This is a genomic window from Citrobacter sp. CK194, assembly GCF_030333395.1.
GTDB classification, from domain to species: domain Bacteria; phylum Pseudomonadota; class Gammaproteobacteria; order Enterobacterales; family Enterobacteriaceae; genus Citrobacter_B; species Citrobacter_B koseri.
Map to the genome: position 1 here is coordinate 189,833 of NZ_JAOWGA010000015.1, position 24,206 is coordinate 214,038.

The following is a 24,206-nucleotide window of genomic DNA, read 5'->3' on the forward strand; positions in this document are numbered from 1 at the left end:
ATTCTTTTATTTTCCTTGCATATACGGCGTATACACCCCGTTCAGGCTTTCCAGAAACGCGACGATATCATCAATGTCTTTCTGCGGAATCTCTTTCCCCACCTGATAACGCAACATCAGTTTCACCGCTCCGTCGAGGGTTGGCACATCCCCCCGGTGGAAATACGGCGCGGTCAGCGCAACGTTACGTAATCCTGGCACTTTCTGACGCAATTTATCGCGAACTTCATTGGTGACGTTCATACGTCCAATGTCCGCAGCGGTAATTTCGCCGAAATTAAAGTCTTTCTTCAGACCCAACGGCTCGAAAGAACGCCCACCGAGAATAATACCGCCGTGACAGGTCGCGCATTTATTCTCTTTGAACAGCTCATAGCCATGCTTCTGCTGCGCCGTCAGCGCATTTTCATCCCCTCGTAACCACTTATCGAAAGGCGAATTTGGCGTAATCAGCGTCTTCTCAAACTCGGCAATGGCATCCGTAATCGCTTCTCCGCTGAAGCCCTGCGGATATATCGCCGTGAACTGCTGTTTTAGCACCGGGTCTTTATCGAGTTTCCCAATGATTTCATCCCAGGATTTAGAGGCCATTTCAATCGGGTTTAACGGCGGCCCGCCAGCCTGCGCCTGCAACGTCGGCGCGCGACCATCCCAGAATTGCTCAACGTTAAAGATTGAGTTGAACACCGTTGGCGCGTTGATTGGCCCTACCGCGCCGCCCACGCCGATGGAGGTTTTCCTGCCGTCCACGCCGCCCGCATTCAGCGCATGGCAATGCGCGCAGGAGATGGTGCTGTCACCCGATAAACGGGCATCGTGGTAGAGGGTAAAACCCAGTGCGACTTTTTGATCGTCAACCGGCAGTTTTTCGGGGACAGGCTGAACCGGCTCATTGCGATGCGCCGCCGCCGTATCCGCGCTGGCGTAGTAACGCTCGCGCTGTTTAGCGATCCAGCCGAGAATCTCCTCCCGCTCCGTATCACTGACCTTACCGGCCCAGTGCAGCGCGGTATAGCGCGTTGGCGGCATTGTTTCGTACTGCATCACCCATTCAATCTTATTCAGATCGCTTTGCGTGACGGGTTTATCCGCGACCAACGCGGCGCGTACTGCTTCAAGGTTGAAAGATTTATAGCCCAGTTGAATGTCATAATTCATCAACTGCTTAGCAACGGGAAAAGAGGAATAAAAAGGCAGTTCAGCAGAGGGGGTATGACAATAATCGCATCCCTTTTCCCGTAAAAAACCCAGGATTTTATTATTGTCTTCCAGCGTTGAGGCTTGCACATCAGCTTCTTTACTACGTTGATTATCGTGATACCAGACGTAACCAGATAATCCTAAATAACAAATCGCAATGCCTGCTATGGCTATCGCGGTAAGACGGGTAATGATTTTCATTATTTTACCCTCACTATAGTGAGATATTATGGCCCAGAAGATGAACATAAATCAGGCGTATGTCTTTATTAGACATAGCCATCATAGGAAATACAGGCGAAGGGTTTTTGATAAGTATCAAGCAATTACATGGGGATAAACTATCGATAAGATAGCTTTTCCCTATTATAAGCAGGGGCTTTCGGCGTCGGTATTCATAACTCGTTGCAATCGAATGTTCTGAAAGTGAAAATCTTCCTGTTACGGCTATTCCATATTTTTTATATTATTATCAGTAATCTATATTTAAAGACTCTTTTTCACGCATTAACAAAGCGTGATCTATCGCACAGTTTGCACCTCATATACCGAAGCGAATGTCTACGCTTAATAGACAGCCGGGCAACACCCGTATCATTTACGACGCAATCCGGAGGTCCTTCTCATTATGCTCAACCAGAAATTACACCCCGCCCCATCCGACGAATTAACGATCGAAATCGATCTGCTTTATGAAACGGACCCGTGCGAGTTAAAGCTGGATGAAATGATCGAGGCAGAACCGGAACCTGAGATGATTGAGGGGCTACCCGCCTCCGACGCCCTTACCCCAGCCGATCGCTATCTTGAGCTGTTCGAGCATGTGCAATCATCCCGGCTTTTTGCCGACAGTAAAACTTTCCCCGACTGCGCGCCAAAAATGGACCCGCTGGATATTCTGATCCGCTACCGTAAGGTCAGACGACACCGCGACTTTGACCTGCTGCGCTTTGTTGAAAATCACTTCTGGCTACCGGAAACCCGGTCCAGTGAATATGTCTCCAACCCGGAAAATTCACTGAAAGAGCATATTGATCAGCTCTGGCCGGTGCTGACGCGTGAGCCGCAGGATCACATTCCCTGGTCCTCGCTGCTGGCGCTGCCGCAATCCTATATCGTGCCGGGCGGACGTTTTAGCGAAACCTACTACTGGGACTCCTATTTCACCATGCTGGGCCTGGCGGAAAGCGGCCGGGAAGACCTGCTGAAATGTATGGCAGACAACTTCGCGTGGATGATTGAGAATTACGGCCACATCCCCAACGGAAACCGCACATATTATTTGAGCCGCTCGCAGCCGCCGGTCTTTGCGCTGATGGTCGAACTGTTCGAAGAGGATGGCGTGCGCGGGGCGCGGCGCTATCTGGATCATCTGAAAATGGAGTACGCCTTCTGGATGGACGGCGCGGAATCTCTGGTGCTCAACCAGGCCTATCGCCATGTCATCAGAATGCCGGACGGTTCCCTGCTCAACCGCTACTGGGACGATCGCGACACGCCCCGCGACGAATCGTGGCTGGAGGATGTGGAAACCGCCAAACATTCGGGTCGCCCGGCCAATGAGGTATACCGGGATCTCCGTGCTGGCGCGGCCTCCGGTTGGGATTACTCATCACGCTGGCTGCGCGATGCAAGCCGGCTGGCCAGCATCCGCACAACCCAGTTCATCCCCATTGACCTGAACGCTTTCCTCTACAAACTGGAGAGCGCGATTGCCAACATTTCCGCCCTGAAAGGCGACCGTGAAACCGAAGCGGCATTTCGCCAGAAGGCCAGCGATCGCCGCGCCGCCGTAAACCGCTATCTGTGGGATGACGAGAATGGCTGCTATCGGGATTACGACTGGCGGCGCGAGCAAATGGCGCTCTTTTCCGCCGCCAGTATCGTGCCGCTGTACGTCGGCATGGCGACTCACGAGCAGGCAGACCGCCTCGCTAACGCCGTTCGCAGCCGCCTGCTGACGCCTGGCGGGATCATGGCGACGGAGTATGAAACCGGCGAGCAATGGGATAAGCCTAACGGCTGGGCGCCACTACAGTGGATGGCAATCCAGGGCTTCAAGCTGTACGGCGACGATATGCTGGGGGATGAAATTGCCCGCAACTGGTTAAAAACCGTCAATATTTTTTACCAGCAGCACCATAAACTGATCGAAAAGTACCATATTGCCTGCGGCACGCCGCGTGAAGGGGGCGGCGGGGAATATCCGTTGCAGGATGGGTTTGGCTGGACCAATGGCGTGGTTCGCCGTTTGATTGGTTTATACGGCGAACCATAGCGGCGTTACCGAATCACATTATAAATGGCGGTCTGAATCTTTAACCATTTTTTGTTTTCCGCGCTGGGCTCGGCCTGAACACGCAGCCGGGCCTGCTCCATATCATGCTGCTGGCGCATCACCACCGCCGGAACGGTACAAAAACTTTGCAGATACTTTTTATGCAGCGACGTCAGCGACGCTCCGTTCAGCATGGCGTGGCTCAGCGACGTCAGGAAGCGTCGGCAGGGTTTTACCTCATCCATCAGCGAAGGGTAGCGCAGCAGCAGTTGCAGCACATCGGCATTGCCCGCCGAAAACGCCTGTTCGGTCCAGGCCAGCTGCCAGTTCATCCCGCCCTGTAAGAACAACGCCGTAACGCGCGTATCATTACGGTCGATCGCCGAGCGCATATTAAACGGGTCCCAGGTGATCCCCATGCGGCTCATGGTTTCCCGCGCGGAGGGCGCCTCAAGCCGGGCGTCATCCTGCATGACCTCGTCGCGTTGTACGGGCGCGGCAGAGGGAGGCGGAGAGCTGAACAACCAAAACGCCCCCACCAGAATCGCCAGCACCATTGCGCCAACCCCGCCCCACAACACCCCGGAAATCAGCTGCTCACGCTCTTCAGCCGTCCGCTGCTGTCGCTTGTGAGGCGGTTCAATACTCTCGCCAATTTCCTGGTTATCTCCCCCTGCCAGCGCGTCTTTTTCTCGCGCCTCCTCCCAGAATTTCTCCACCACGCCCTCATCGGACGCCATAAACGAAGCCGGGTTTATGCGGGTGCGTTTTTCATTAAACGCCCGCTGTACCGAGCGGGTGATCTGGCGGAACTGACAATCCAGTAGCGACAACTGTACGGAACTGAGCGGCTGCCCGGCGATGATGCCGTTACGCGCCTGACGGCAATCCTCAAGGAACATACGCAGGGTCGTACGCGGCTCAACAAACAGCGTCAGCGCAGACGCGTCTTTGAAAAATGCGGAATAGTGACGGGCAAACGACTTTTTATCGACCACCATCAATGCCAGCTCGCTGAACAGCATCGCGCTGAGCGCATCCTGTCCTTCGCTGAGTTTTAACCAGCGTCGCAGACGATCGGCGCCAAAATGCAGCTTCAGGTAGCTATTCAACTGATGACGATCTGGCCACACCTGCGAAATAAGCGCTTTCAGCGTGAGTTCAATCGCCCGCAGCTGACGCCGGGCCTGTATTTGCGCGTCCTGATTGCCTGCATCAATATCAGTCTGATAAGTGAGAAGCGGCTGCCGCTGGCGCAGTTGTTCCAGCGACGCCACAAAACGCAGGGCGGCAAGCAGTTGGTTTTCACTGACATCCTTCCCGCTGTCATATTGCGGAACATACTGCTGGAGATGTCGCAAATGCAGCATAAACTGGCTCAGTTGCGCATCGTTTATATGTAATTTTTTTGCCACCACGCTCCAGCCGCCTAAATTAAGGCGGGCTTGATCCAGTTGTTCCATAAACCAGCGCGGTTCTTTTCCTTCCGCAACATGTACGCCCAGCAGCAGCAGGATCTCCACTGACGCCTGACGGATGATGCCCAGACAGTGTTCAAAAGGCGAATGCATCGCCTGCGAAGCGTTATTCGTCATGATCGTCCCTAAAAAAGCCCCTCCATAAAGAAGGCTTTTAATATTATTTTAATTATCTGTTTTGATAGATATAACAGATTTTTTTGGCATTACAGTGACTATAACGCAAAGGTTGAGAAATTTATTTTGGGCGGCGAGAGAAATAAAGAGAAGTCGATGAACAATCATCGCGGAATATTAAAATTAACGTCAGGAATAAAACAGCGTTCCTGAAATAAGTTTATCCTTAATCTAAATTAATGTTGCGGGTGTAAACCACCCGCTTAATATTATCATCCTGATTATAAGAACATGCCGCCCGACACTTCGATACGCTGCGCGGTCATCCAGCCCAGTTCATCGCTGAGCAACGCAGCGATGGCATCACCAATATCGTCCGGCAAACCGACCCGTCCCAGGGCGGTTTGTGACGCGATATACGCATTCAGTTGTTCATTGTCCCGCACATTGCCGCCGCCAAAATCAGTTTCAATGGCTCCCGGCGCAATAATGTTCACGGTGATGCCGCGTTCGCCCAGCTCTTTTGCCTGATAACGCGTCAGCACTTCCATCGCCCCCTTCATCGCGGCATAAGCGCTGTAGCCAGGCAACGCAAAACGGGCCAGCCCCGTTGACACATTGAGGATCCTGCCGCCATTCTTCAGCAGGGGTAACAGCCCCTGAGTCAGGAAAAACGGCCCTTTAAACTGAATGTTCAAAAGCTGGTCAAACTGCGCTTCAGTGAAGGTCGAATACGGCGCGTTGATGCCGATTCCGGCATTGTTCAATAAATAATCAAATGAATCACGCTGCCACTCCGTTTTCAGGGTTTCCTGCACCTTTTCAACAAACGCCGGGAATCCCGAAATATCCCCGACATTCAACTGCAATGCTGCGGCTTTCCCGCCTGATTGCGTAATTTCATGCACGACCTGCTGCGCCTCTTTTTCATTGCTGTTCCACGTCAGAATGATCCCGATTCCTTTGCTCGCCAGCTTAAGCGCCGCGTTTTTACCGAGCCCTCGGCTGCCGCCGGTCACTAATGCGATACGTTGCGTCATAAGAAACCTCATTTCAGGTGTTGTGAAGATTGAGAAAGAGCTTATTAGGTGTTAGAAAAACAATAAATGTAGCGAAATGCGCTTCACTGTTTCATTCAGAACAACACCGGGACCTCGCGATGGATAAAATTCACGCAATGCAGTTGTTCATTCGCGTCGCTGAACTGGAGAGTTTTTCCCGCGCCGCCGAAACATCAGGCCTTCCTAAAGGTAGCGTATCCCGCCAGATACAGGCGCTGGAAAACCACCTCGGCACGCAGTTGCTGCACCGCACCACCCGGCGGGTTCAGCTTACTCAGGACGGAATGGTGTATTACGAACGTGCGAAAGATCTGCTGACGAACCTGGACGAGCTGGACGGTTTATTCCAGCACGACCCGGCTAGCATCAGCGGCAAGCTGCGGGTCGATATGCCGGTTGGGGTCGCCAAGAACCTGGTGATACCGCGCCTGCCCGCGTTTTTACAGCAATATCCGGGTATTGAGCTGGAACTCAGCAGCAGCGATCGCCTGGTGGATTTGATACGGGAAGGGTTCGACTGCGTAGTGCGGGTCGGGACGCTAAAAGATTCCGGGTTGATCGCCCGCCCGTTGGGAAAGTTGTCGGTCATTAACTGCGCCAGCCCGCAGTATCTGGCGCGTTTTGGCTACCCAGAAGGCCTGGACGATCTGGCTTCGCATGCGGTGGTTCATTATTCCGTCAATCTGGGCACGCGCCCGCAAGGCTTCGAAGTGGCAACGGCAAACGGCACGCAGTGGATTAAAACCGGCGGCATTCTGACGGTCAACAGCACCGAGACCTACCATGCCGCCTGCCTGGCGGGGCTGGGAATCATTCAGGTGCCGCGCATCGGCGTTCGCGAAGCATTGCGCGCCGGGACGCTCATCGAGATCCTGCCGCAGTATCGCGCTGACCCAATGCCGGTGTCCCTGCTCTACCCGCATCGCCGCAACCTCTCCCGCCGGGTGCACCTGTTTATGGAGTGGCTGACCGGCGTAATGAAAGACTACGTGGACTGACACGCTATACTGTTCTGAGAGTTAACAAAAGAAGGACTATCGACCTGATGACGCAGGAAAAAGATGTAAAACGCCCTATTCAGGAACTCGACCATGCGCCGGTGCCCAAAGTGGAGACGCACGATCGTGACGAACCAGAAACAAACAATAAGGCCACCCAGGCGCTCAAAACGGTCTCCACGACGGCAGCGAGAATCCAGCGTCAGCCGGTGATTGCCCACCTGATCCGCGCCGCAGAGCGTTTTAACGATCGGCTGGGCAACCAGTTTGGCGCCGCGATCACCTATTTCTCGTTTCTGTCGATGATCCCTGTCCTGATGGTGTCGTTTGCCGCCGCCGGTTTTATTCTCGCGTCGCATCCCACGCTATTAGAGGACATTTTCAATAAAATCCTGATGAACGTCAGCGACCCTACGCTGGCGTCCACGCTGAAAAGCACTATCAACACCGCCGTTCAGCAGCGAACCACCGTCGGCCTGGTGGGGCTGGGCATTGCGCTCTATTCCGGGATCAACTGGATGGGCAACCTGCGTGAAGCGATTCGCGCCCAGTCTCGGGACGTGTGGGAGCGCACCCCGCAGGATCAGGAAAAAATCTGGATAAAATACCTGCGCGATTTTGTCTCGCTGATTGGGCTGTTGGTTGCGCTGATTATCACGCTGTCCATTACCTCGATTGCCGGTTCTGCGCAGCAGATGATTATCTCCGCGCTGTATCTCGACAGCATTGAGTGGCTAAAACCCGCCTGGCGGTTGATTGGGCTGGCCATTTCGATTTTCGCCAACTACCTGCTGTTCTTCTGGATTTTCTGGCGGCTACCGCGCCATCGACCGCGCAAGAAGGCATTGATTCGCGGTACGTTTATCGCCGCGATCGGTTTTGAGGTGATCAAAATCATCATGACCTACACGCTGCCTTCCCTGGTGAAATCCCCGTCCGGCGCCGCATTCGGTTCCGTGCTTGGCCTGATGGCGTTCTTCTACTTCTTTGCCCGCCTGACGCTGTTTTGCGCGGCCTGGATAGCCACCGCCGAATACAAAGACGACCCACGTATGCCAGGGAAAACCCACCGCTAGTTCATTATTTGATGCCGGATGGCGCGATGCTTATCCGGCCTGCCGCCCGGCAGGTCGCTACGCCTTATACGGCACGCATTGCAGCATATAAATCCAGACCGTAACTTTTATTTAACCTAAAACCAGTTTTATCCTCTAAGTTTAAAATTGTGTGAAGCATTTCATAGACGTGAAATCGCAGGTCTAAACATTATCCCCTTTTTGACCATTATTTGAGCGAAATCCCGCTTTGTTACAGATTGAAATGTCGCTTTTGCTGTGCGTAATATGGCCGTTCGTTCGCCAAAAAATAAGAAAATACTATGCAAGCAACCGCCACCACACTCGACAACGAACAGGAACACGTTCCGGTAAACTCGCGCAATAAAGTCGTCGTTGCCTCCCTCATCGGCACCGCCATTGAGTTCTTCGACTTCTACATTTACGCGACTGCCGCAGTAATCGTGTTCCCCCATATTTTCTTCCCGCAGGGCGATCCGGCAGCGGCAACGCTTCAGTCCCTCGCCACCTTCGCCATCGCCTTTGTCGCGCGTCCAATTGGCTCTGCGCTATTCGGCCACTTCGGCGACCGCGTCGGGCGTAAAGTGACGCTGGTGGCGTCATTGCTGACGATGGGGATCTCCACCGTCGTGATCGGTCTGCTGCCGGGCTATGCCACCATTGGCATTTTCGCCCCGTTGCTGCTGGCGCTGGCGCGCTTTGGCCAGGGTCTGGGTCTCGGCGGAGAATGGGGCGGCGCGGCGCTGCTGGCGACCGAAAACGCCCCGCCGCGCAAGCGCGCGCTGTACGGCTCTTTCCCGCAGCTTGGCGCGCCTATCGGCTTCTTCTTCGCCAACGGCACGTTCCTGCTCCTCTCCTGGCTGCTGACCGATGAGCAGTTCATGACCTGGGGCTGGCGTTTACCGTTCATTTTCTCTGCGGTGCTGGTCATTATCGGCCTGTACGTCCGCGTCTCGCTGCATGAAACACCGGTATTCGCTAAGGTCGCCGCGGCGAAAAAGCAGGTGAAAATCCCGCTGGGCACCCTGCTGACCCGGCACGTACGCGTAACGGTACTCGGGACATTCATCATGCTGGCGACCTATACGCTGTTCTACATCATGACGGTCTATTCCATGACGTACAGTACCGCAGCCGCTCCTGCGGGGCTCGGTTTACCGCGTAACGAGGTGTTGTGGATGTTGATGCTGGCGGTGATCGGCTTTGGCGTGATGGTGCCGGTTGCGGGCCTGCTGGCAGACGCTTTTGGTCGCCGTAAGAGCATGGTCATTATCACGACAATAATCATTCTGTTCGCGCTGTTTGCCTTTAAACCGTTGCTCGGTTCCGGTAATCCGGCATTGATATTCGTTTTCCTGCTGCTGGGGCTGAGTCTGATGGGGCTGACCTTCGGCCCGATGGGCGCGCTGTTGCCGGAGCTGTTCCCGACAGAAGTTCGCTACACCGGCGCGTCCTTCTCGTATAACGTGTCGTCAATTCTTGGCGCGTCCGTAGCGCCATATATTGCCGCATGGTTGCAGGGGAACTACGGTCTGGCGGCGGTCGGCACCTATCTGGCGTCAATGGCCGCCCTGACGCTGATTGCGCTGCTGTTGACCCACGAGACGCGCCACCAGTCGTTGTGATTTGACCGCCATCACCCGTAGGCCGGATAAGGTGTTTACACCGCCATCCGGCACTATCATCATTTCTTCATCTGCGACAAAATCGTCCGACACTGATTCGCATCGCCTTCTGACGGGGAAATCAACGCCAGAAGCGCGGCGGCAGGCGTGACTAACGTCGCCAGCGCCGCAGCGACCGCGCCTCGCGCGATCAGCGGCCCGGCTTTCACCCCCGCCTGCGGGTTTTTAAACGACCCGCGCACATACAGCGGCGAACGCAGCGTAATAATACGAATCCCTTTGCTCTCTGGATCGATGGTTAAATCCAGTTGCTCAGAGGCGAAACTCGCGGTTCCGGTGACGTTAACCAGCGCATTTTCCGTATCAAAAGCAAAGATTTGCGGGCGCGCAACGCCATTAACGATGTCAAGATTAGCCGCCGCGCAGTTGACCCGTACCTCATCGTCGCCAAATATCTGCCCGACAATAAAGTTGCCCACGTTCAGGCCGACAATCTCCATCAGGTTGCGGCTGATCACGCCATCGTTCATCAGCAACTTCAGGTTGCCATTACTGTTACCTAACAGCGCCGCCACTGAATTGCCGCTTCCCCGGATATCCGCGTCACCGTTCATTTCGCCCAATGTTTTCTGCATCAGTTCGACATCCGGCATCAGCGCTTTCAGTTTAAGACGACGCGCCTGGATATTCGCCCTTCCCTGCATCGGCTTTTTATCCCCTTCCAGATGAATGCTGGAGACAATGCTGCCGCCAGCCAGGCCAAATTTCAGCGGCTGCAAACGTAAATCGGCATTTTTCAGGATGATATGGGTAGAGAGATCGCTGACCGGCAGGCTGCTGCCGTGCTCAATACGCCCGCCCTTAAAACGCACGTCGGCATCCATCACGTCCCATTTATCGGTTTCAAAGCGGTCATAAGGCAGCACTTTGTCGGCAGGCTGAATGCTCTTTTCGCCCTTGCTTTGCTCGGCGCGTTTCGACTGTTGCGCCCCCTTCCCGGAATCCACGCCGATCAGCGGCCCCAGGTCAGCCAGGCGAAGCTGGCGCGACTCCACATCCCCTTCCAGTTTGGGGCGCGGTTTGCCGGTGGTGTAAGCAAGAGAGCCGTGAATATCGCTGTCGCCGATGCGGCCATTAAAATTGCGGTAGTCAAAAACCGAGGATGTCTCCGTATCGATTTTCGCCACCAGGCGACCGTCCGTTTCAAACGGCGGCGTGTCCGGCAGCAGTACGCCGGTCAGGTCGTACAATTCGCCCAGCGAGTCGCCGGAAAACTTAAGCTGGAGATCGACGCCGCCCATGTTCAGCGGATCGTTGACCACCCCGGCAAAGGCCACGCGAGTATTGCCCGAGCGGAAATCAGCCTGCACCGGGAAAGGCGCGCCTTCGCTGCGTAACGCCAGCATACCGCCAATTTTGCCCGTGCCGGTCAGCGGTTCCCCGTTATAACGCCCCTGCGCCTTAAGGCCGAAAACATAATCCCCCACGTTGTTGTTGTCGTTGTTGCTTTTGGCTCCCGTGACTTCGCTAAAAGGCAGTGGTTTACCCAGCGGATCAACCAGGATCTCGATATCGGCTTTGCTGACCTTATCGTCAATGGCGATACGCCCCTGATCGAACAAAATCGTATCCAGACGGAACGACCAGGCGGACGGCTGCGCATTGGGATCGTTTTTCTCGTCAGCCGCAAGATTGAAGGTCCAGTTATTGTTTTTCTCCGAGAGGCGGATAAGGCGGGCGTCAGGCTTCACCAGTTTGATCCACGGCAGCCAGACGGTTTTGGTCAGCAACGCCAGCGGCGCCAGCGTGGCTTCAACGCGCGGGAGATGCACCATCGTGACTTCGGGGATATCCGGCGGATTGCCGAGGATAATGTCTTCGGCATGAACGTGCGGCCAGGGCACCCAGCTTCGCCAGCCGGTTTCCTGTTTTTGACGTTCCCACACCACGCCCAGATCGCCGCGAATGGCGAATGGCCGGTTGAGTTCTGTAGAGACTTTCTGGTTGATGGTCGGTTTGAGGCGATTCCAGTCAAATGTCGCAATCAGGACGATGAGTACGACGATCAACAACAACAAAGTCCCTGATACGGCAGCGGTTATTTTGCCTGCTTTCGTCATGTTTTACTTCCTCACTTCTTTCCTTGCCAGTCCTAAAGATAGTCCAGCAGACGGAAAAGGGAGGCAGGCTGCGTCCTGGAATACCGCGTGAAAGACGCGCCATTCCGGGAAACAGCGGGTATTACAGCATCAGGATCACCTGTTCAAGGTTCTCCAGCGGAACAGGACGCGACAGAAAATACCCCTGCGCCGCGAAAGCGGGCGAACGTTGTACATCGCGCCACTCTTCCAGCGTTTCCACGCCTTCGACGATAACGCCGCGGCAATAGCGGTTCATCAGTTGCAGCAGCAGCGTAAAGAGGTTTCGCCCTTCCGGCGTCTGGCGCAGCATCACAAACAGATCCCGCGCCACTTTGATGTAGTCGTAACGCACTTCGCTCAGGGCAGAGAAATTCGCCATGCCGGTGCCGAAATCATCCAGCCAGAGCGGGCCGAATTCACACATTGAGGCGAACGAAGAGTCTTTCGGTAAACGAATATGTTCCACCAGTTCGAATCGCAGCCAGGGCAGGCGCTCAATCGTTTTCAATACCTCTGGCTGCTGACGCATCGCGATCAGCGTCGGGCCATCGACATTGACCGAGGCCAGCAGGTCATGACGCATGAAAAAATCGGCTTTCTGCTCCAGAAACTGGAGCTGTTCTTTCACCACATCCACGCGGTGTCTTACCGCCAGTTCGGCAAAATAGCGATCCGGGGCAACGCGCCGGGAAGGGTTATCCGGGTGTACCACAACCGTCAGCAGTTCCACGGCCATCAATCGCCCGTTGGTCTGGTAGATTGGCTGATAAGTGTAAGCACGTTCGCACTGCAACCAAAAGCGCCGCTCCTGCAAGCTTTCAATGCTTGCCTCAGGAATGCTTAGCTGCTGGATAACCTGCTTTATCATCTCAGATGTCCTGTTAATGAGAGTGTGACTGCCCGGACTCGTCAAAGGTTATCGGCGCTCTGGCAAAGAACTTTATGTTCAGCGTCCCGCAAAATAGAAACAGCATGACAAAAATCAACACAGAATACGCGTTGGCTCAAAAAAATAATGGAACGATGTTTTAATATAGTTGACCGCTGAATACACCACAGCGCACACTAACGCTAATTTTTTTCAGAGCAGGTTCACGACTATGTCCAAAAAGATTGCCGTGATTGGCGAATGCATGATTGAGCTGTCACAGAAAGGCGCAGACGTTCAGCGCGGTTTCGGTGGCGACACGTTGAATACATCCGTTTACATCGCCCGTCAGGTCGATTCTGCGGCCTTGTCCGTACACTACGTGACGGCGCTGGGCACTGACAGCTTCAGCCAGCAAATGCTGGATTCATGGCAAGGCGAAAATGTCGATACCTCCCTCACGCAGCGCATGGAAAACCGTCTACCGGGCCTCTATTACATCGAGACGGACAGCACTGGCGAACGCACTTTCTATTACTGGCGCAACGAGGCGGCAGCGAAATTCTGGCTGGAGAGCGAGCAGTCTGCGGCAATCTGCGAAGAGCTGGCGACCTTCGACTACCTCTACCTGAGCGGGATCAGCCTTGCCATTTTAAGCCCATCCAGCCGCGATAAATTACTGTCGCTGCTGCGCGAATGCCGCGCCAACGGCGGGAAAGTCATTTTTGACAACAACTATCGCCCGCGCCTGTGGGCAAGCAAAGAAGAGACGCAGCAGGTATATCAGCAGATGCTGGAATGCACGGATATCGCGTTCCTGACGCTGGATGATGAAGACGCGTTGTGGGGTGAAAAGCCGGTTGCCGAGGTCATTGCCCGCACGCACGACGCAGGCGTCCAGGAAGTGGTGGTGAAACGCGGCGCAGATTCCTGCCTGGTTTCCATCAAAGGCGAAGAGGTGATTGACGTTCCGGCGGTGAAATTGCCAAAAGAGAAAGTGATCGACACCACCGCTGCGGGCGACTCCTTTAGCGCCGGGTATCTGGCAATACGTTTAACCGGCGGCGACGCTGCCGGGGCCGCACAGCGCGGGCACCTGACCGCCAGCACGGTCATTCAGCATCGCGGGGCGATTATCCCGCGCGATGCAATGCCGCAATAACCGTACTGTAGGCCGGATAAGCGTAGCGCCATCAGGCATGACATTCTCGCCGGATGGCGGCGTGACCGCCTTATCCGGCCTACTGCTACTGCGCAGCCGGGATATCCGTGACTTCCGGGTGGACATCATCGGTTTCTGCGCTTGTTGCTGCTGCTGTCACTGGCGCCATGATTTGATCCCACGTTGCCTGTAGGTCCTTCATATTCAGCTCCGGTTCGCCCTTCGGCTGAAGCAGAATCAACGCCATATCTTGCGATAGCTGCTGACGCAGGTTTTGATTCAACATCTCAACGGTCAGGTTATTCAGGAAGTTCTGCCGTAAACGCTGGTACTGTTCCGGGGCAATATCGACCACCTGATTTTGCAACGAGCGCATCCGTTGGCTGATCAAGATATCGGTATCGGTACGCGCATAAGTGGCGAACAGCTTCTGCAACTCCAGATTCTTCTGCGCCACCAGCGCGTTAAACTCCTCTTCCGGCAAGCCGTTATCACGGACTTTCGCCAGTTCACGCGCCACCAGCCCCAGGTTCAGATTCAGCTTATCGCCGGGAGATTCAACGTTGATCGCGCACTGCGCACGCAGGAACAGCACCCGGCAGTCAAAGCCGAGACCAATCTCTTTGGCGTTGTTCTTGCTGAGCGCCTGCTGAACATGCCAGAACAGGGCCTCACGGGCTAAATCCGCCTGCCAGTAGCGCAGCAGCGCGGCGGACTCGCGAATGGGCTGCCACGGCGTATCCCACATGATGGAGAGACGATCCTGGCGCACGGCGTCAGTCATAATGCTGACCGCTTCGGCGCGCAGAGGGGAAAGCGTCGGCACCGGCGCAGGCGTTTCACGTTTGCCTTGCAACTCGCCGAAGGTTTTGTTGATCTGCTCAGAAACCGAACGCGCGTCCACGTTACCGACGATAATCAGCGTCATCGCGTCCGGGGTGTACCATTTCTGGTAAAACGCGTTAAGTTTCTCCACATCCACAGGCTGTTTCAGCGGCTCGGCCGGATCGTGGCCTAACAGCGCAGACCCTTTCAGACGATAGCGCCACCAGCCCTCTTTGGTGTCCATAGGCCAGGTGGCAACCATATCTTCACTATTGACTGCATGCGCAACCGTCTCTGGCGTGATGGACAGTTTGCCGGAGGTATGCGCCAGATAAGAGAGCGCCTCTTTTAGCAGATCGTTACGGGTGTTGGGCAGGCTGAGGTTATATAACGTGGAATCATAAGAAACGATAACGGGCGGCACAGGGCGTTTGGGGTCAAAGCCCTGCTGCCAGAGTGAACGTGCTTGCGCGGCCTCAAGGCCGCCGCTTTGCGTCAGCGCGATACGGGGAATGGCATGGCTGAAACCGCTCTGTTGCGTACTTTCGGTGAGCGAACCGGTATTGACCAGCAGACGAACCTCAATACGATCGCTTGGGCGCTGCGGGGTAGCTAATACTTGCCACTGTAATCCATTTGCCAGCGTCCCCTGTTGCCATGCCGGGTCAGGCTGGAGCGCATCTGCCTGCACATAGCCGACAGTAGCCATCATCAGCAGACTGCCCGCTAAGAGTCGAATTTTTGTGCCCTGCATGTAAACCCCTGATCAACAATCCTGGTAATAAAAAGACAGCCTGGAAGGCTTATCTGAATATGACGTTAAAAACACTTCGTGTTAGACCGCGCGAACATAAAAATGTCACGCCAGAAGTGAAAAAATCCCGAAGCCACATGTTGAGTGATTCGGGTGCAGGGGTCAATTATGCGCAAACACCCGCAGTCCTGGAAGGGACTGCGGGCATAAGAGGTGAGATTAAGAGGATAATTCGTGCGTTTTGCCATCAGGCGCACGATTATTCAGCACATCATCCAGCTTTTTGTGGTCCAGTTCTTTCACCCACTTCGCCACAACGACCGTTGCCACGCCGTTACCGACCAGGTTGGTCAGCGCGCGGGCTTCAGACATAAAGCGGTCGATACCGAGGATCAGCGCCAGACCCGCAACCGGTAAGTGGCCCACCGCAGAGATCGTCGCAGCCAGCACGATAAATCCGCTCCCCGTTACCCCGGCCGCCCCTTTCGAGGAGAGCAGCAGCACCACCAGCAGGGTTACCTGATGGAAGATATCCATATGACTGTTGGTCGCCTGGGCGATAAACACCGCCGCCATCGTCAGATAGATCGAGGTTCCGTCCAGGTTAAACGAGTAGCCAGTGGGAATAACCAGCCCCACCACCGACTTACGGCAGCCCAGCTTTTCCATCTTATCCAGCATACGCGGCAGCACGGATTCGGAGGAGGACGTCCCCAGCACAATCAGCAGTTCTTCACGGATGTAGCGGATAAATTTAAAAATACTGAAGCCAGCTGCGCGGGCAATCGAGCCAAGCACCACCACCACGAACAGAATACAGGTGATGTAGAAGCAGACAATCAGCTGCCCCAACTGCACCAGCGTACCCACGCCGTATTTACCGATAGTAAAGGCCATCGCACCGAAAGCACCGATAGGCGCCAGGCGCATGATCATGTTGATGATGCCGAAAATGACCTGCGAGAAGCTTTCAATCACGTTGAAAATCAGCTGGCCTTTGCTGCCCAGACGATGCAGCGCAAAGCCGAACATCACCGCAAACAGCAGAACCTGTAGGATATTACCGCTGGCGAACGCGCCGATGACGCTGCCCGGGATGATATCCATCAGGAAGCCCACGATTCCCTGGTCTTTTGCTTGTTCGGCGTAGATCGCCACCGCTTTAGCATCCAGCGTCGCCGGATCGACGTTCATCCCGGAGCCAGGCTGAACGACGTTGACGATAATGAGACCAATGATCAGCGCAATCGTACTGACAATCTCAAAGTAAAGCAGCGCAACCGCACCGGTGCGGCCCACCGCTTTCATGCTTTCCATACCTGCAATGCCGGTAACGACAGTACAGAAGATAACCGGTGCGATGACCATCTTAATCAGCTTAACGAACGCGTCGCCAAGCGGTTTCATTTGTGCGCCTAATTCAGGGTAGTAATGGCCAAGGAGGATACCAATGGCAATTGCTGTCAGGACCTGAAAGTAAAGGCTTTTGAACAGAGAGGTTTTCATAGGGTGTCCTTGAAGTAAAAACCACAGGTCTTGTAAGGTTATGGTTAACCTGCGGCCTTAAAATAACACCCACACAACATGACAGAAATGCACCTGGATCATAATTGAAACAAAAATGTTAAAAACTTTGAGCTGGCTCGCACAAGTCTGACCTTTTTTAAGTTTTGTAATCAGGCTGCGCGTTCTTCAGGTAACGTTCTTCAAACACATCCGGCGGAACCGCGCGGGCAAACAAGAAACCTTGCGCCACGTCCACCCCTGCCTGCGCCAGCCAGTCGCGCTGCGCTTCGGTCTCCACGCCTTCCGCGATCATTTTCAGGTTAAGGCTGCGCGCCATCAGGATAATCGCCGTGACCATGCTGTCATCCTCCGGCAATCCCTCAACAAACATTTTGTCGATTTTTAGTATATCGACCGGCAGCGATTTCATGTGCTGAAGCTGACGCAACCCTGCGTATCCCATACCAAAGTCATCCAGCGCGATGCGTACGCCCGCGCTGCGCAGCGGGCGCAGGATGGCGACGGCGGCATGCGGGTCGTCGATGCGTCGGCTTTCCGTTACTTCCAGAATCAATGTATCCGGCTGAATACAATAGCGGCTTAGCAGCTCCAGCAGATCCGACACCATATTCGGGTGCATGAGCTGCAATGCGGAAAGATTCACCGAGAGCGGCATCATCACGCCGCGCTCCTGCCAGGCGGAAAGCTGGCGACAGGACTCTTCCAGCACCCAGTACCCGACCGTCACCATCAGACCGCAGGATTCGATACGGTCAATTAACCCTTCCGGGAGTTCCCAACTGCCATCCGGCTGCTGCACGCGTAATAATGCTTCTGCGCTCAGGACCTTACCGCTGGACATCTCCACCTGCGGTTGCAGCCAGATGGCGAACTGGTGGTTATCCAGCGCGTTGAGAATATCGCTCTCTTCCGTCAATCTCTGCTGCGCGGCTTCCATCTGCGCCGGGTCAAAGAACTGAATCTGATTTTTACCTTTGCGGCGGGCGGTAAAGGCGGCGGAGACGGCGCGACCATAAAGCGCCTCGGCCGTCAGGTCGCCGTAAAACATCGCCACCCCGATGCTGCAACTGGGGCGCAGCTGGATGCTTTCGATCGGCAGCCGTTCATTAATGACAGTGAGCACTTGCTGACCTAACGTAATCGCGTGCCACGGTTCTTTTACGCCGTGCGCGATGATGGCGAAATCAAAGCCGCTTACCTGCGTCAGCACCATTCGCGGCGCCAGTACCGATTTCAGTTTTTCCACCAGCGTAAGCAACAGGATTTCCCGCTGCGTCTCTTTGAGCACGCCTGCGGTATCGCGCAGCGTTTCACAGGTGACAATCATTAACGCCGTCGTCTGCTGACGCGTCACAACCTGTTCCAGAAGCCCCATCAGAAAAGCCTTGTTGGGGAGCTCGGAAACCGGAAAGCGCATCGCATGATCGTTTTGCTCAATGCTGTGACGCTGGGCAATCTGCTGATTCAGGTTGTAGCTACGCACCAGCATACCGATCTCATCATCATGATGCAGACGCGGCAGCGCCAGCTGATGGCCTGTCAGCTCCTGCGGCGGGATATCGTTAAGCTCCCGGGCGATTTTGCGTAGAGGATGCACAATCAGGCGGTTCATACACCAGGTTATCGCCACCGTCAGCATCAGCGATAAAAGTAAGTAAATGGTCACTAACGTCGAGAGCGTGCTCATCACGAACTTATACATGCGGAACGAGTCCGCCTGGAGCACCAGATACGCCAGCGGCTGTGGGTTGGCTGGCCGCTCAAGGGAATAGACCGGCAGCGAGATCTGCACCGGCAGTTCAAACAGACGCGTCACCGTCACCGGGACGGAGCGCTCAGGAATAAAACTCATTCGTAGCGCCTGGAATTGGTTCGGCAGCACCACGTCGGCGCGGCTGACCACGCCCGCAGGCTGAATGCGCGCCAGGATGGTTTCCGCTTCAGGGATATCCGCTTTCAGGATTGCGGCGGACAGCGGTTCGCGGACAGAACGGGCGATACTTTCCAGTTGCGTAGCCGTGTTATAGCGGTTCTGCTGTACTAAATGAAACAGCAAAACGGTGCAAAAAATAAATACAAACACCAGGACAACGGCCGCAACCATTGCCATCTGCTTAATTGTTAACGAGCGGCTGACGCGCAAATTGACTCTCCATGACTATCCCCAGGCTGCCGCCAGAGTATACCCGATCGCGCAGACATAAAGAGAGGCCGTATCTGAAAAGGACTTTTCCGAATCATCAGTGCCGGATGGCGGCGTAACCGCCTTATCCGGCCTACAGAAAGCGCACACTGCCGGATGGCGGCGTGACCGCCTTATCCGGCCTACGAAAGAGCGCATTGCCAAATGGCGGCGTGGCCGCAAGCGCGCGTTGTAGGCCTGATAAGACGCGAATGCGTCGCCATCAGGCGTTCGGCGCTTACCAGTCCGCGTACGGCACCAGCGGCTGCGGCGGTAAATCCATATCGCCCTGCCATCCCGCAGCGGAATAACGCACATACAGCAGGAAATGGCTCGGCGTATAATCCTTCGCTTCCTGAATATCAATTGCCGTTCCGAGGAACCAGTTAGACGTCACCCGTCGCTCGATCAGCGCCCGCGCCGTATAACCAAAGCCCTGACTGCTGCCGCCGCCATTCGTCTGCGTGGCCGCCTCTTCGCGGTAATCCGTCGGGATCAAATTCATCAGCGGATAACGCGGCATGGTTTTGGTGCGTGAATGCGACCAGGATACCGAACCGCCCAGTTCCCACGACCAGTTTTCCGTACGCTGCCGCCACATCACCGGCACGGCGAACGACACATACTCCTGCGGACTGTAATAACCGCCATGCCCCAGCGAATACCCGCTCAGGTCTTTGTCGTAGTGCCAGATCATATTGTTCAGGCCGACGGTGACGCGACGGTTATTCTCATTGATGATTTTATAGTAATAGCCCGTCATCCAGCGCACGCGCCAGTTATCCGCGACGTTCTTACCGGTCAGTTGATCGCCGCTCAGCGAAGCCCAGACGCCGTTGGCTTCACCTTTGTCATAGCTCAGGCTCACACCGCCGCCGTCCGCACGCACGCCGCCCCATTTTGTGCCCGTGTTGCTCGGCGCGTCTTTCTGCCCGCCGAAGGCCAGCAGAGAGCTGGAGATTGGCCGACGGTGCGCGTTCAGCGTATAACCCAGCGGCCCGATATCATTGCTGTAGCTCACGCCGCCAACCACATCGACAACGTTAAAGCCCATCGGCGTAGTCCCGATATCCCAGCTCCAGGTTTCGTTTTTCCAGCCGACCGCCACGCTCGTGCCGGTATCAGACTGGCTGCGGTTGCCGCTACAGTCATGCAGCGTACAGGTGCCCCAGTTCTTATCCCAGGTGCCGTCCGCACGGGTCGAGAAACTGCCGACATCCACGTTCACCAGGTCAGCACGGAAGAACATCCGGCCATCTGACAACGGCGCGTCAACCTGGAACATGGTGGTATGCGCTTTCAGATCGGAGTAGCCGCCGGTGCCGCTCGATCCCCAGTAATCATGCTCCAGCGTGACGTTCAGATCCTGCTGTCGGTATAAATCCGCCGCATCGCTGCGCACGCCGCGTTTTAACCAGTCATCTTTCGCGTCATTACGGGTCAGGCGAGTAAAGGTGTCATTATCCTGCGGGCGGGTCGGCGTAATGCCGGAAGCCACCATCGCATCTTTGTACGTCTCAAGCGCCTGCTGCGGTTCGCCGTTTTGCGCCTGAAAGCCCGCCGCGTCGCGCAGCACCATCGCAGTTTCCATAGAAGGCGGCTGTGACTTCGCCTGCGGTACAATCGTGTTGAAGGTCTGCTGCGCCGCGACGGTATCGCCCAGTTGCGCCTGGGCCCGCGCCATACGGCGCTGCATATTGATGGACAGCGACTCCCCGGTTGCCGGGGCGGGAAGTTTCGCCAGTTCCGCCCGCGCCGCCGCGTTATCGCCCTGCGCAATATAGACTTCCGTCAGGCCAAGCCGGGCATCGACATTACCCGGCTCCCGCGCCAGAACCGCATCATAGGCGGCGCGCGCCGAAGAATAATCGCGCCGCTGCTGCGCCCAGTCGGCAAGGGTTAAATCAATGCGCGTAGAGGCGGGCTGTTGGCGAAGCAGCGTTTCCGCTTCCCGCTCTTTGCCGCTATCACGCAGGCGGCTGGCGGTTTCCAGCACCTGATTATTTTGCAGCCTGTCCGCCAGTTCCTGAATGTTGCTGTTCCACTGGCTACGCGGCAGATTATTGATATGCGCCATCGCCGCGCGATCCTGATCGTTGCCCGCGAGGTACAGCCCATAGGCATACACCTGATCCGGGTCGTTCGGTTTCTGACGCGCCAGCGCGCGCATTTGCGCATCGGCCTGGCTGCGCTGCCCGGCGTTCCACAGATCGCGGGACAAACGATACGTTACCCAGACGCTGCCGGGGTCCAGCGCCAGCCTGCGACGATGCAGTTCCGCCGCCTGCGCCCAGTTCCCCTGGTTTTCCAGCGCTTCGGCCTGCTGCGCCAGCCGGTCGTTTTCAAGGCTACGCTCAATATCATCAATACTTTGCCGCTGACGACTGGAGAGCGACGCGATAAACGCCGAGGCTTTCTCCGGGGACTGCTGACGATAGATATTCGCCAGGCCGCGCACGGCGTTGCTGTTGCCACTGTCCATTCGCAGCGTCTGCTGATAGTAGCGCTCGGCGGCGGGATAATCTTTACGCGCCATCGCCACGTCGCCCAGCCCCAGCACGGCATAGCTGTCGGTATTGTCGATGCTCCTGGCCTGCCGGTAGAGGCGTTCCGCCTGGTCCGGGTTATTCGCTTTCAGCGCGGCGTCGCCCTGCTGAATCGCCAGCCAGTAGCGGTTTACCTTCAGCAGGCTTTCCCATTTGCCGCGACTGCTGCTGTTCGGGTCCATCGCAAGCGCTTTCTGGAACTGCGCCACCGCGCGGGCACGATCGCCGCGCTGCGAATAGGCCTGCCCCAGCGCGCCGACGGCTTCGCTGTCGCGGTGATCCGCGCTTACCGCCTGCTGCAATTCCGTTACGGCTTTGCCGCCCTGTCCGGCTTCCACCGCCGCCAGGCCTTGCGCTCTGGCTCTGAACGCCGGGTCGGAAAGCTGTTGCTGCTGTTCACTCAACTTGCTGCGCGCGGCATTGACGCTGTCGCCTTCGCTAAACACCGTCAGGTATTTTTGCAGCGCTTTTACGCTGGCGTCGCTGGCAGGCAGATCTTTAATCTGCTGATACCAGAGGGCGGAAGCCGTCGTGCGCCCGGCGCTGGAATTCGCCATCTGCTCTAATACGGCAAATCCCTCATCGCGTCGCCCGCCGTCAAACAGCAACTGCGCCAGCGTGTTTTGCAGAGCGGTATTGCCCGGCGTACTGGCGTTAATTCTTTTAAGCTGATTAATCGCCTCGTTACGTCTCGCGGGAGATTTCGCCACCGTCGTCCAGTATTCCACCGCCAGATCGCCTTGCGGCGGATGACCTTTAAACAGCGCGTCGTAGGCGGCAATCGCTTCTTCGGTATGACCGGTGGTCGCCTGTAAACGCGCCTCCTGCAAGGACTGGCGCCCTTCCGGCGTGGAAAGCATCATCGTCGTGCGGGAGGACTGATACGCACTGGAACCCGGCGCTAACTGGGAAAGCCTGTCGAGCTGTTTCTGCGCCCCGTCATTGTCGCCCTGGCGCAGCAGGTAGCGAAACCGGGCGGCGACCACTTCCGGGTTGTTCGGGTCGATCAGTTCCAGGCGATAAAGCGACTGGCGCACCAAATCCTCACGGTGCGAGGCTTCGCCTAACCGAACCTGTTGCAACAACTGCTGTTGCGCGGAAGGCGCCGCCTCAGCGAACGGCATCCAGGCGATGCCGAGCGTCAGGCCGAGCACGGCCCGATGGCGACGCTTTAGCGTCTTATCCGGCCTACAATCAGCGGCATCCCGTAGGCCGGATAAGGCGTTACCGCCACCCGGCAAAAGGAGATCGATGAGACTTAATTTGAACTTGCGCATTCCTGGCCCCAGTCAGGTAGTAATTCACCTTTAGCGGTGAAGCGAAAACGATGCTGATCCCATCCTTGTCCGAAAAGCGTTAGCACATAGCTATAGTAGGCATCGCTACCGGGAAAATTGTCCGCCACGCGCTGTCGCTGCACCGCCTGAGCATCACGGTTTTGCAGGAAAGGCAATAAAGAAGCCGAAAAGCCCACCGGCCCGTCGCCCTGGGCTTTACCACTGGCGACATCCACCTTCTCTGGCGGAACGCCGTTTTTTGTCGTCAGCGTCGCCATCGGTTTCAGGCGCGTCAGCAGCCGCGCTTTTTGCGGATCGCCGTCGTGCATCATCCCCGCCCATAAATAAACGCGGATGGCATCGTAACTGCTGACCAGCGTTTTTTCCGGTTTCAGCTGCCAGCCTTTGTCTTTTTCATAGCGCACCCAGTCCGGCGAGAACCCTTTCGGGGCGGTTTCCATCAGCAAACGCATATTGGTTTCACGCAGCGTGGTCCAGGGCGCGCCAAAGCGGGTAAAATATTGCGCCAGCTGCGGGGGTAAATAGCTCGGGTTAAAGCGCCAGCGCGTCTTTTCCGCAAAACCCACGTTCCCCGGCAGCAGCATTGACCCCAGCCCCGGCACCGTTACCACCTCTTCACGCGCAATGCGTTTTAGCAGCGCGGCGCCAGTGTCGGTATAGCGCGACGTTTTCCATAAGCGCCCGGCTTCCAGCAGCGACCAGGCCATCCAGATATCGCCGTCGGAAGCGGAGTTTGCATCCAGCACCTCCCAGGTCGAGGGGTCTTTCTGCCCCCACAGCCAGGCAGGCAGATGCGCCTGTAAGGAACCCTGCGCCAGGTTGTTTTGCGTCCAGTCGAGGATCAGGTCAAATGCCGGCCGATCGTTGGCGGCGAGGGCAAAGAACAGCGCATAGCTTTGCCCTTCCGACGTCGTGATTTTGCGCGCGTCGCTGGGGTCAATCACCCGTCCTTCCTGACTGATATAGTCCTTTTTGAACTGTATCCATGCCGGCCACGTACAGGCCGCCTGTACGCTGACGGTCGCCAGCATCAGGGCAGTTAACATCCATCCACGCAACGCGTTCATCAT

15 protein-coding genes are annotated in these 24,206 nt (G+C 56.0%); 5 read left to right on the plus strand and 10 right to left on the minus strand.

Annotation, left to right across the window (positions count from 1 at the left end; genetic code table 11):
- Window positions 1-6: 6 nt before the first annotated feature.
- Window positions 7-1,401 carry a cytochrome-c peroxidase gene (locus tag OGX80_RS06395; protein WP_047460433.1) on the minus strand — a complete coding sequence of 465 codons (1,395 nt, stop codon included), beginning with the start codon at window positions 1,399-1,401 and terminating at the stop codon, window positions 7-9.
- 427 nt (window positions 1,402-1,828) lie between these two features.
- On the opposite strand from OGX80_RS06395, the gene OGX80_RS06400 reads away from it, so the two are divergent.
- Window positions 1,829-3,478 carry an alpha,alpha-trehalase gene (locus OGX80_RS06400; protein ID WP_060816131.1) on the plus strand — a complete coding sequence of 550 codons (1,650 nt, stop codon included), beginning with the start codon at window positions 1,829-1,831 and terminating at the stop codon, window positions 3,476-3,478.
- Window positions 3,479-3,483: 5 nt separating this feature from the next.
- Here OGX80_RS06400 and OGX80_RS06405 read toward each other — a convergent pair whose 3' ends face one another.
- Together OGX80_RS06405 and OGX80_RS06410 are read right to left on the minus strand one after the other, a co-directional pair.
- On the minus strand, window positions 3,484-5,073 hold the full coding sequence (locus OGX80_RS06405) for an STY4199 family HEPN domain-containing protein (protein ID WP_115181010.1): 1,590 nt from the start codon (window positions 5,071-5,073) through the stop codon (window positions 3,484-3,486).
- Between the two features lie 281 nt (window positions 5,074-5,354).
- Entirely contained in the window at window positions 5,355-6,113 is a 759-nt protein-coding gene (locus tag OGX80_RS06410; protein ID WP_115181009.1) for an SDR family NAD(P)-dependent oxidoreductase, read from the minus strand.
- Between the two features lie 119 nt (window positions 6,114-6,232).
- On the opposite strand from OGX80_RS06410, the gene OGX80_RS06415 reads away from it, so the two are divergent.
- The 3 genes from OGX80_RS06415 (at window position 6,233) to OGX80_RS06425 (ending at window position 9,833) form a co-directional block, all read left to right on the plus strand.
- Window positions 6,233-7,132: a LysR family transcriptional regulator gene (locus OGX80_RS06415; RefSeq protein ID WP_047460427.1), complete on the plus strand. Its 900-nt coding sequence runs from the start codon at window positions 6,233-6,235 to the stop codon at window positions 7,130-7,132.
- 47 nt (window positions 7,133-7,179) lie between these two features.
- Window positions 7,180-8,208: an inner membrane protein YhjD gene (gene yhjD / locus OGX80_RS06420; protein WP_012135646.1), complete on the plus strand. Its 1,029-nt coding sequence runs from the start codon at window positions 7,180-7,182 to the stop codon at window positions 8,206-8,208.
- A 302-nt stretch (window positions 8,209-8,510) separates the two neighbouring features.
- On the plus strand, window positions 8,511-9,833 hold the full coding sequence (locus OGX80_RS06425) for an MFS transporter (RefSeq protein ID WP_115181007.1): 1,323 nt from the start codon (window positions 8,511-8,513) through the stop codon (window positions 9,831-9,833).
- Between the two features lie 59 nt (window positions 9,834-9,892).
- Here the strand turns inward: OGX80_RS06425 and OGX80_RS06430 are convergent, their stop codons facing one another.
- Window positions 9,893-11,953 (minus strand): AsmA family protein, encoded by a 2,061-nt coding sequence (locus tag OGX80_RS06430; RefSeq protein WP_115181006.1) that lies wholly within the window; start codon window positions 11,951-11,953, stop codon window positions 9,893-9,895.
- Between the two features lie 121 nt (window positions 11,954-12,074).
- A complete protein-coding gene (pdeH, locus tag OGX80_RS06435) occupies window positions 12,075-12,842 on the minus strand; it encodes a cyclic-guanylate-specific phosphodiesterase (protein ID WP_012135651.1) in 768 nt (255 codons plus the stop codon).
- A 232-nt stretch (window positions 12,843-13,074) separates the two neighbouring features.
- Here pdeH and kdgK point away from each other — a divergent pair, with 232 nt between their 5' ends.
- On the plus strand, window positions 13,075-14,004 hold the full coding sequence (gene kdgK / locus OGX80_RS06440; RefSeq protein ID WP_012135652.1) for a 2-dehydro-3-deoxygluconokinase: 930 nt from the start codon (window positions 13,075-13,077) through the stop codon (window positions 14,002-14,004).
- An 85-nt stretch (window positions 14,005-14,089) separates the two neighbouring features.
- On the opposite strand, the gene OGX80_RS06445 is transcribed toward kdgK, so the two are convergent.
- From OGX80_RS06445 to bcsZ, 5 genes are all read right to left on the minus strand, one after another.
- On the minus strand, window positions 14,090-15,583 hold the full coding sequence (locus tag OGX80_RS06445) for a M16 family metallopeptidase (protein WP_115181005.1): 1,494 nt from the start codon (window positions 15,581-15,583) through the stop codon (window positions 14,090-14,092).
- Between the two features lie 219 nt (window positions 15,584-15,802).
- Window positions 15,803-17,089, minus strand: a complete 1,287-nt coding sequence (gene dctA, locus OGX80_RS06450; protein ID WP_012135654.1) for a C4-dicarboxylate transporter DctC — start codon at window positions 17,087-17,089, stop codon at window positions 15,803-15,805.
- A gap of 157 nt (window positions 17,090-17,246) precedes the next feature.
- Window positions 17,247-19,253: a biofilm formation regulator HmsP gene (gene hmsP, locus OGX80_RS06455; RefSeq protein ID WP_286471129.1), complete on the minus strand. Its 2,007-nt coding sequence runs from the start codon at window positions 19,251-19,253 to the stop codon at window positions 17,247-17,249.
- Between the two features lie 277 nt (window positions 19,254-19,530).
- Window positions 19,531-23,115 carry a cellulose synthase complex outer membrane protein BcsC gene (gene bcsC / locus OGX80_RS06460; protein ID WP_115181004.1) on the minus strand — a complete coding sequence of 1,195 codons (3,585 nt, stop codon included), beginning with the start codon at window positions 23,113-23,115 and terminating at the stop codon, window positions 19,531-19,533.
- Window positions 23,097-24,206: a cellulose synthase complex periplasmic endoglucanase BcsZ gene (gene bcsZ, locus OGX80_RS06465; protein ID WP_080750344.1), complete on the minus strand. Its 1,110-nt coding sequence runs from the start codon at window positions 24,204-24,206 to the stop codon at window positions 23,097-23,099. Before bcsZ ends, bcsC begins: the two co-directional genes overlap by 19 nt.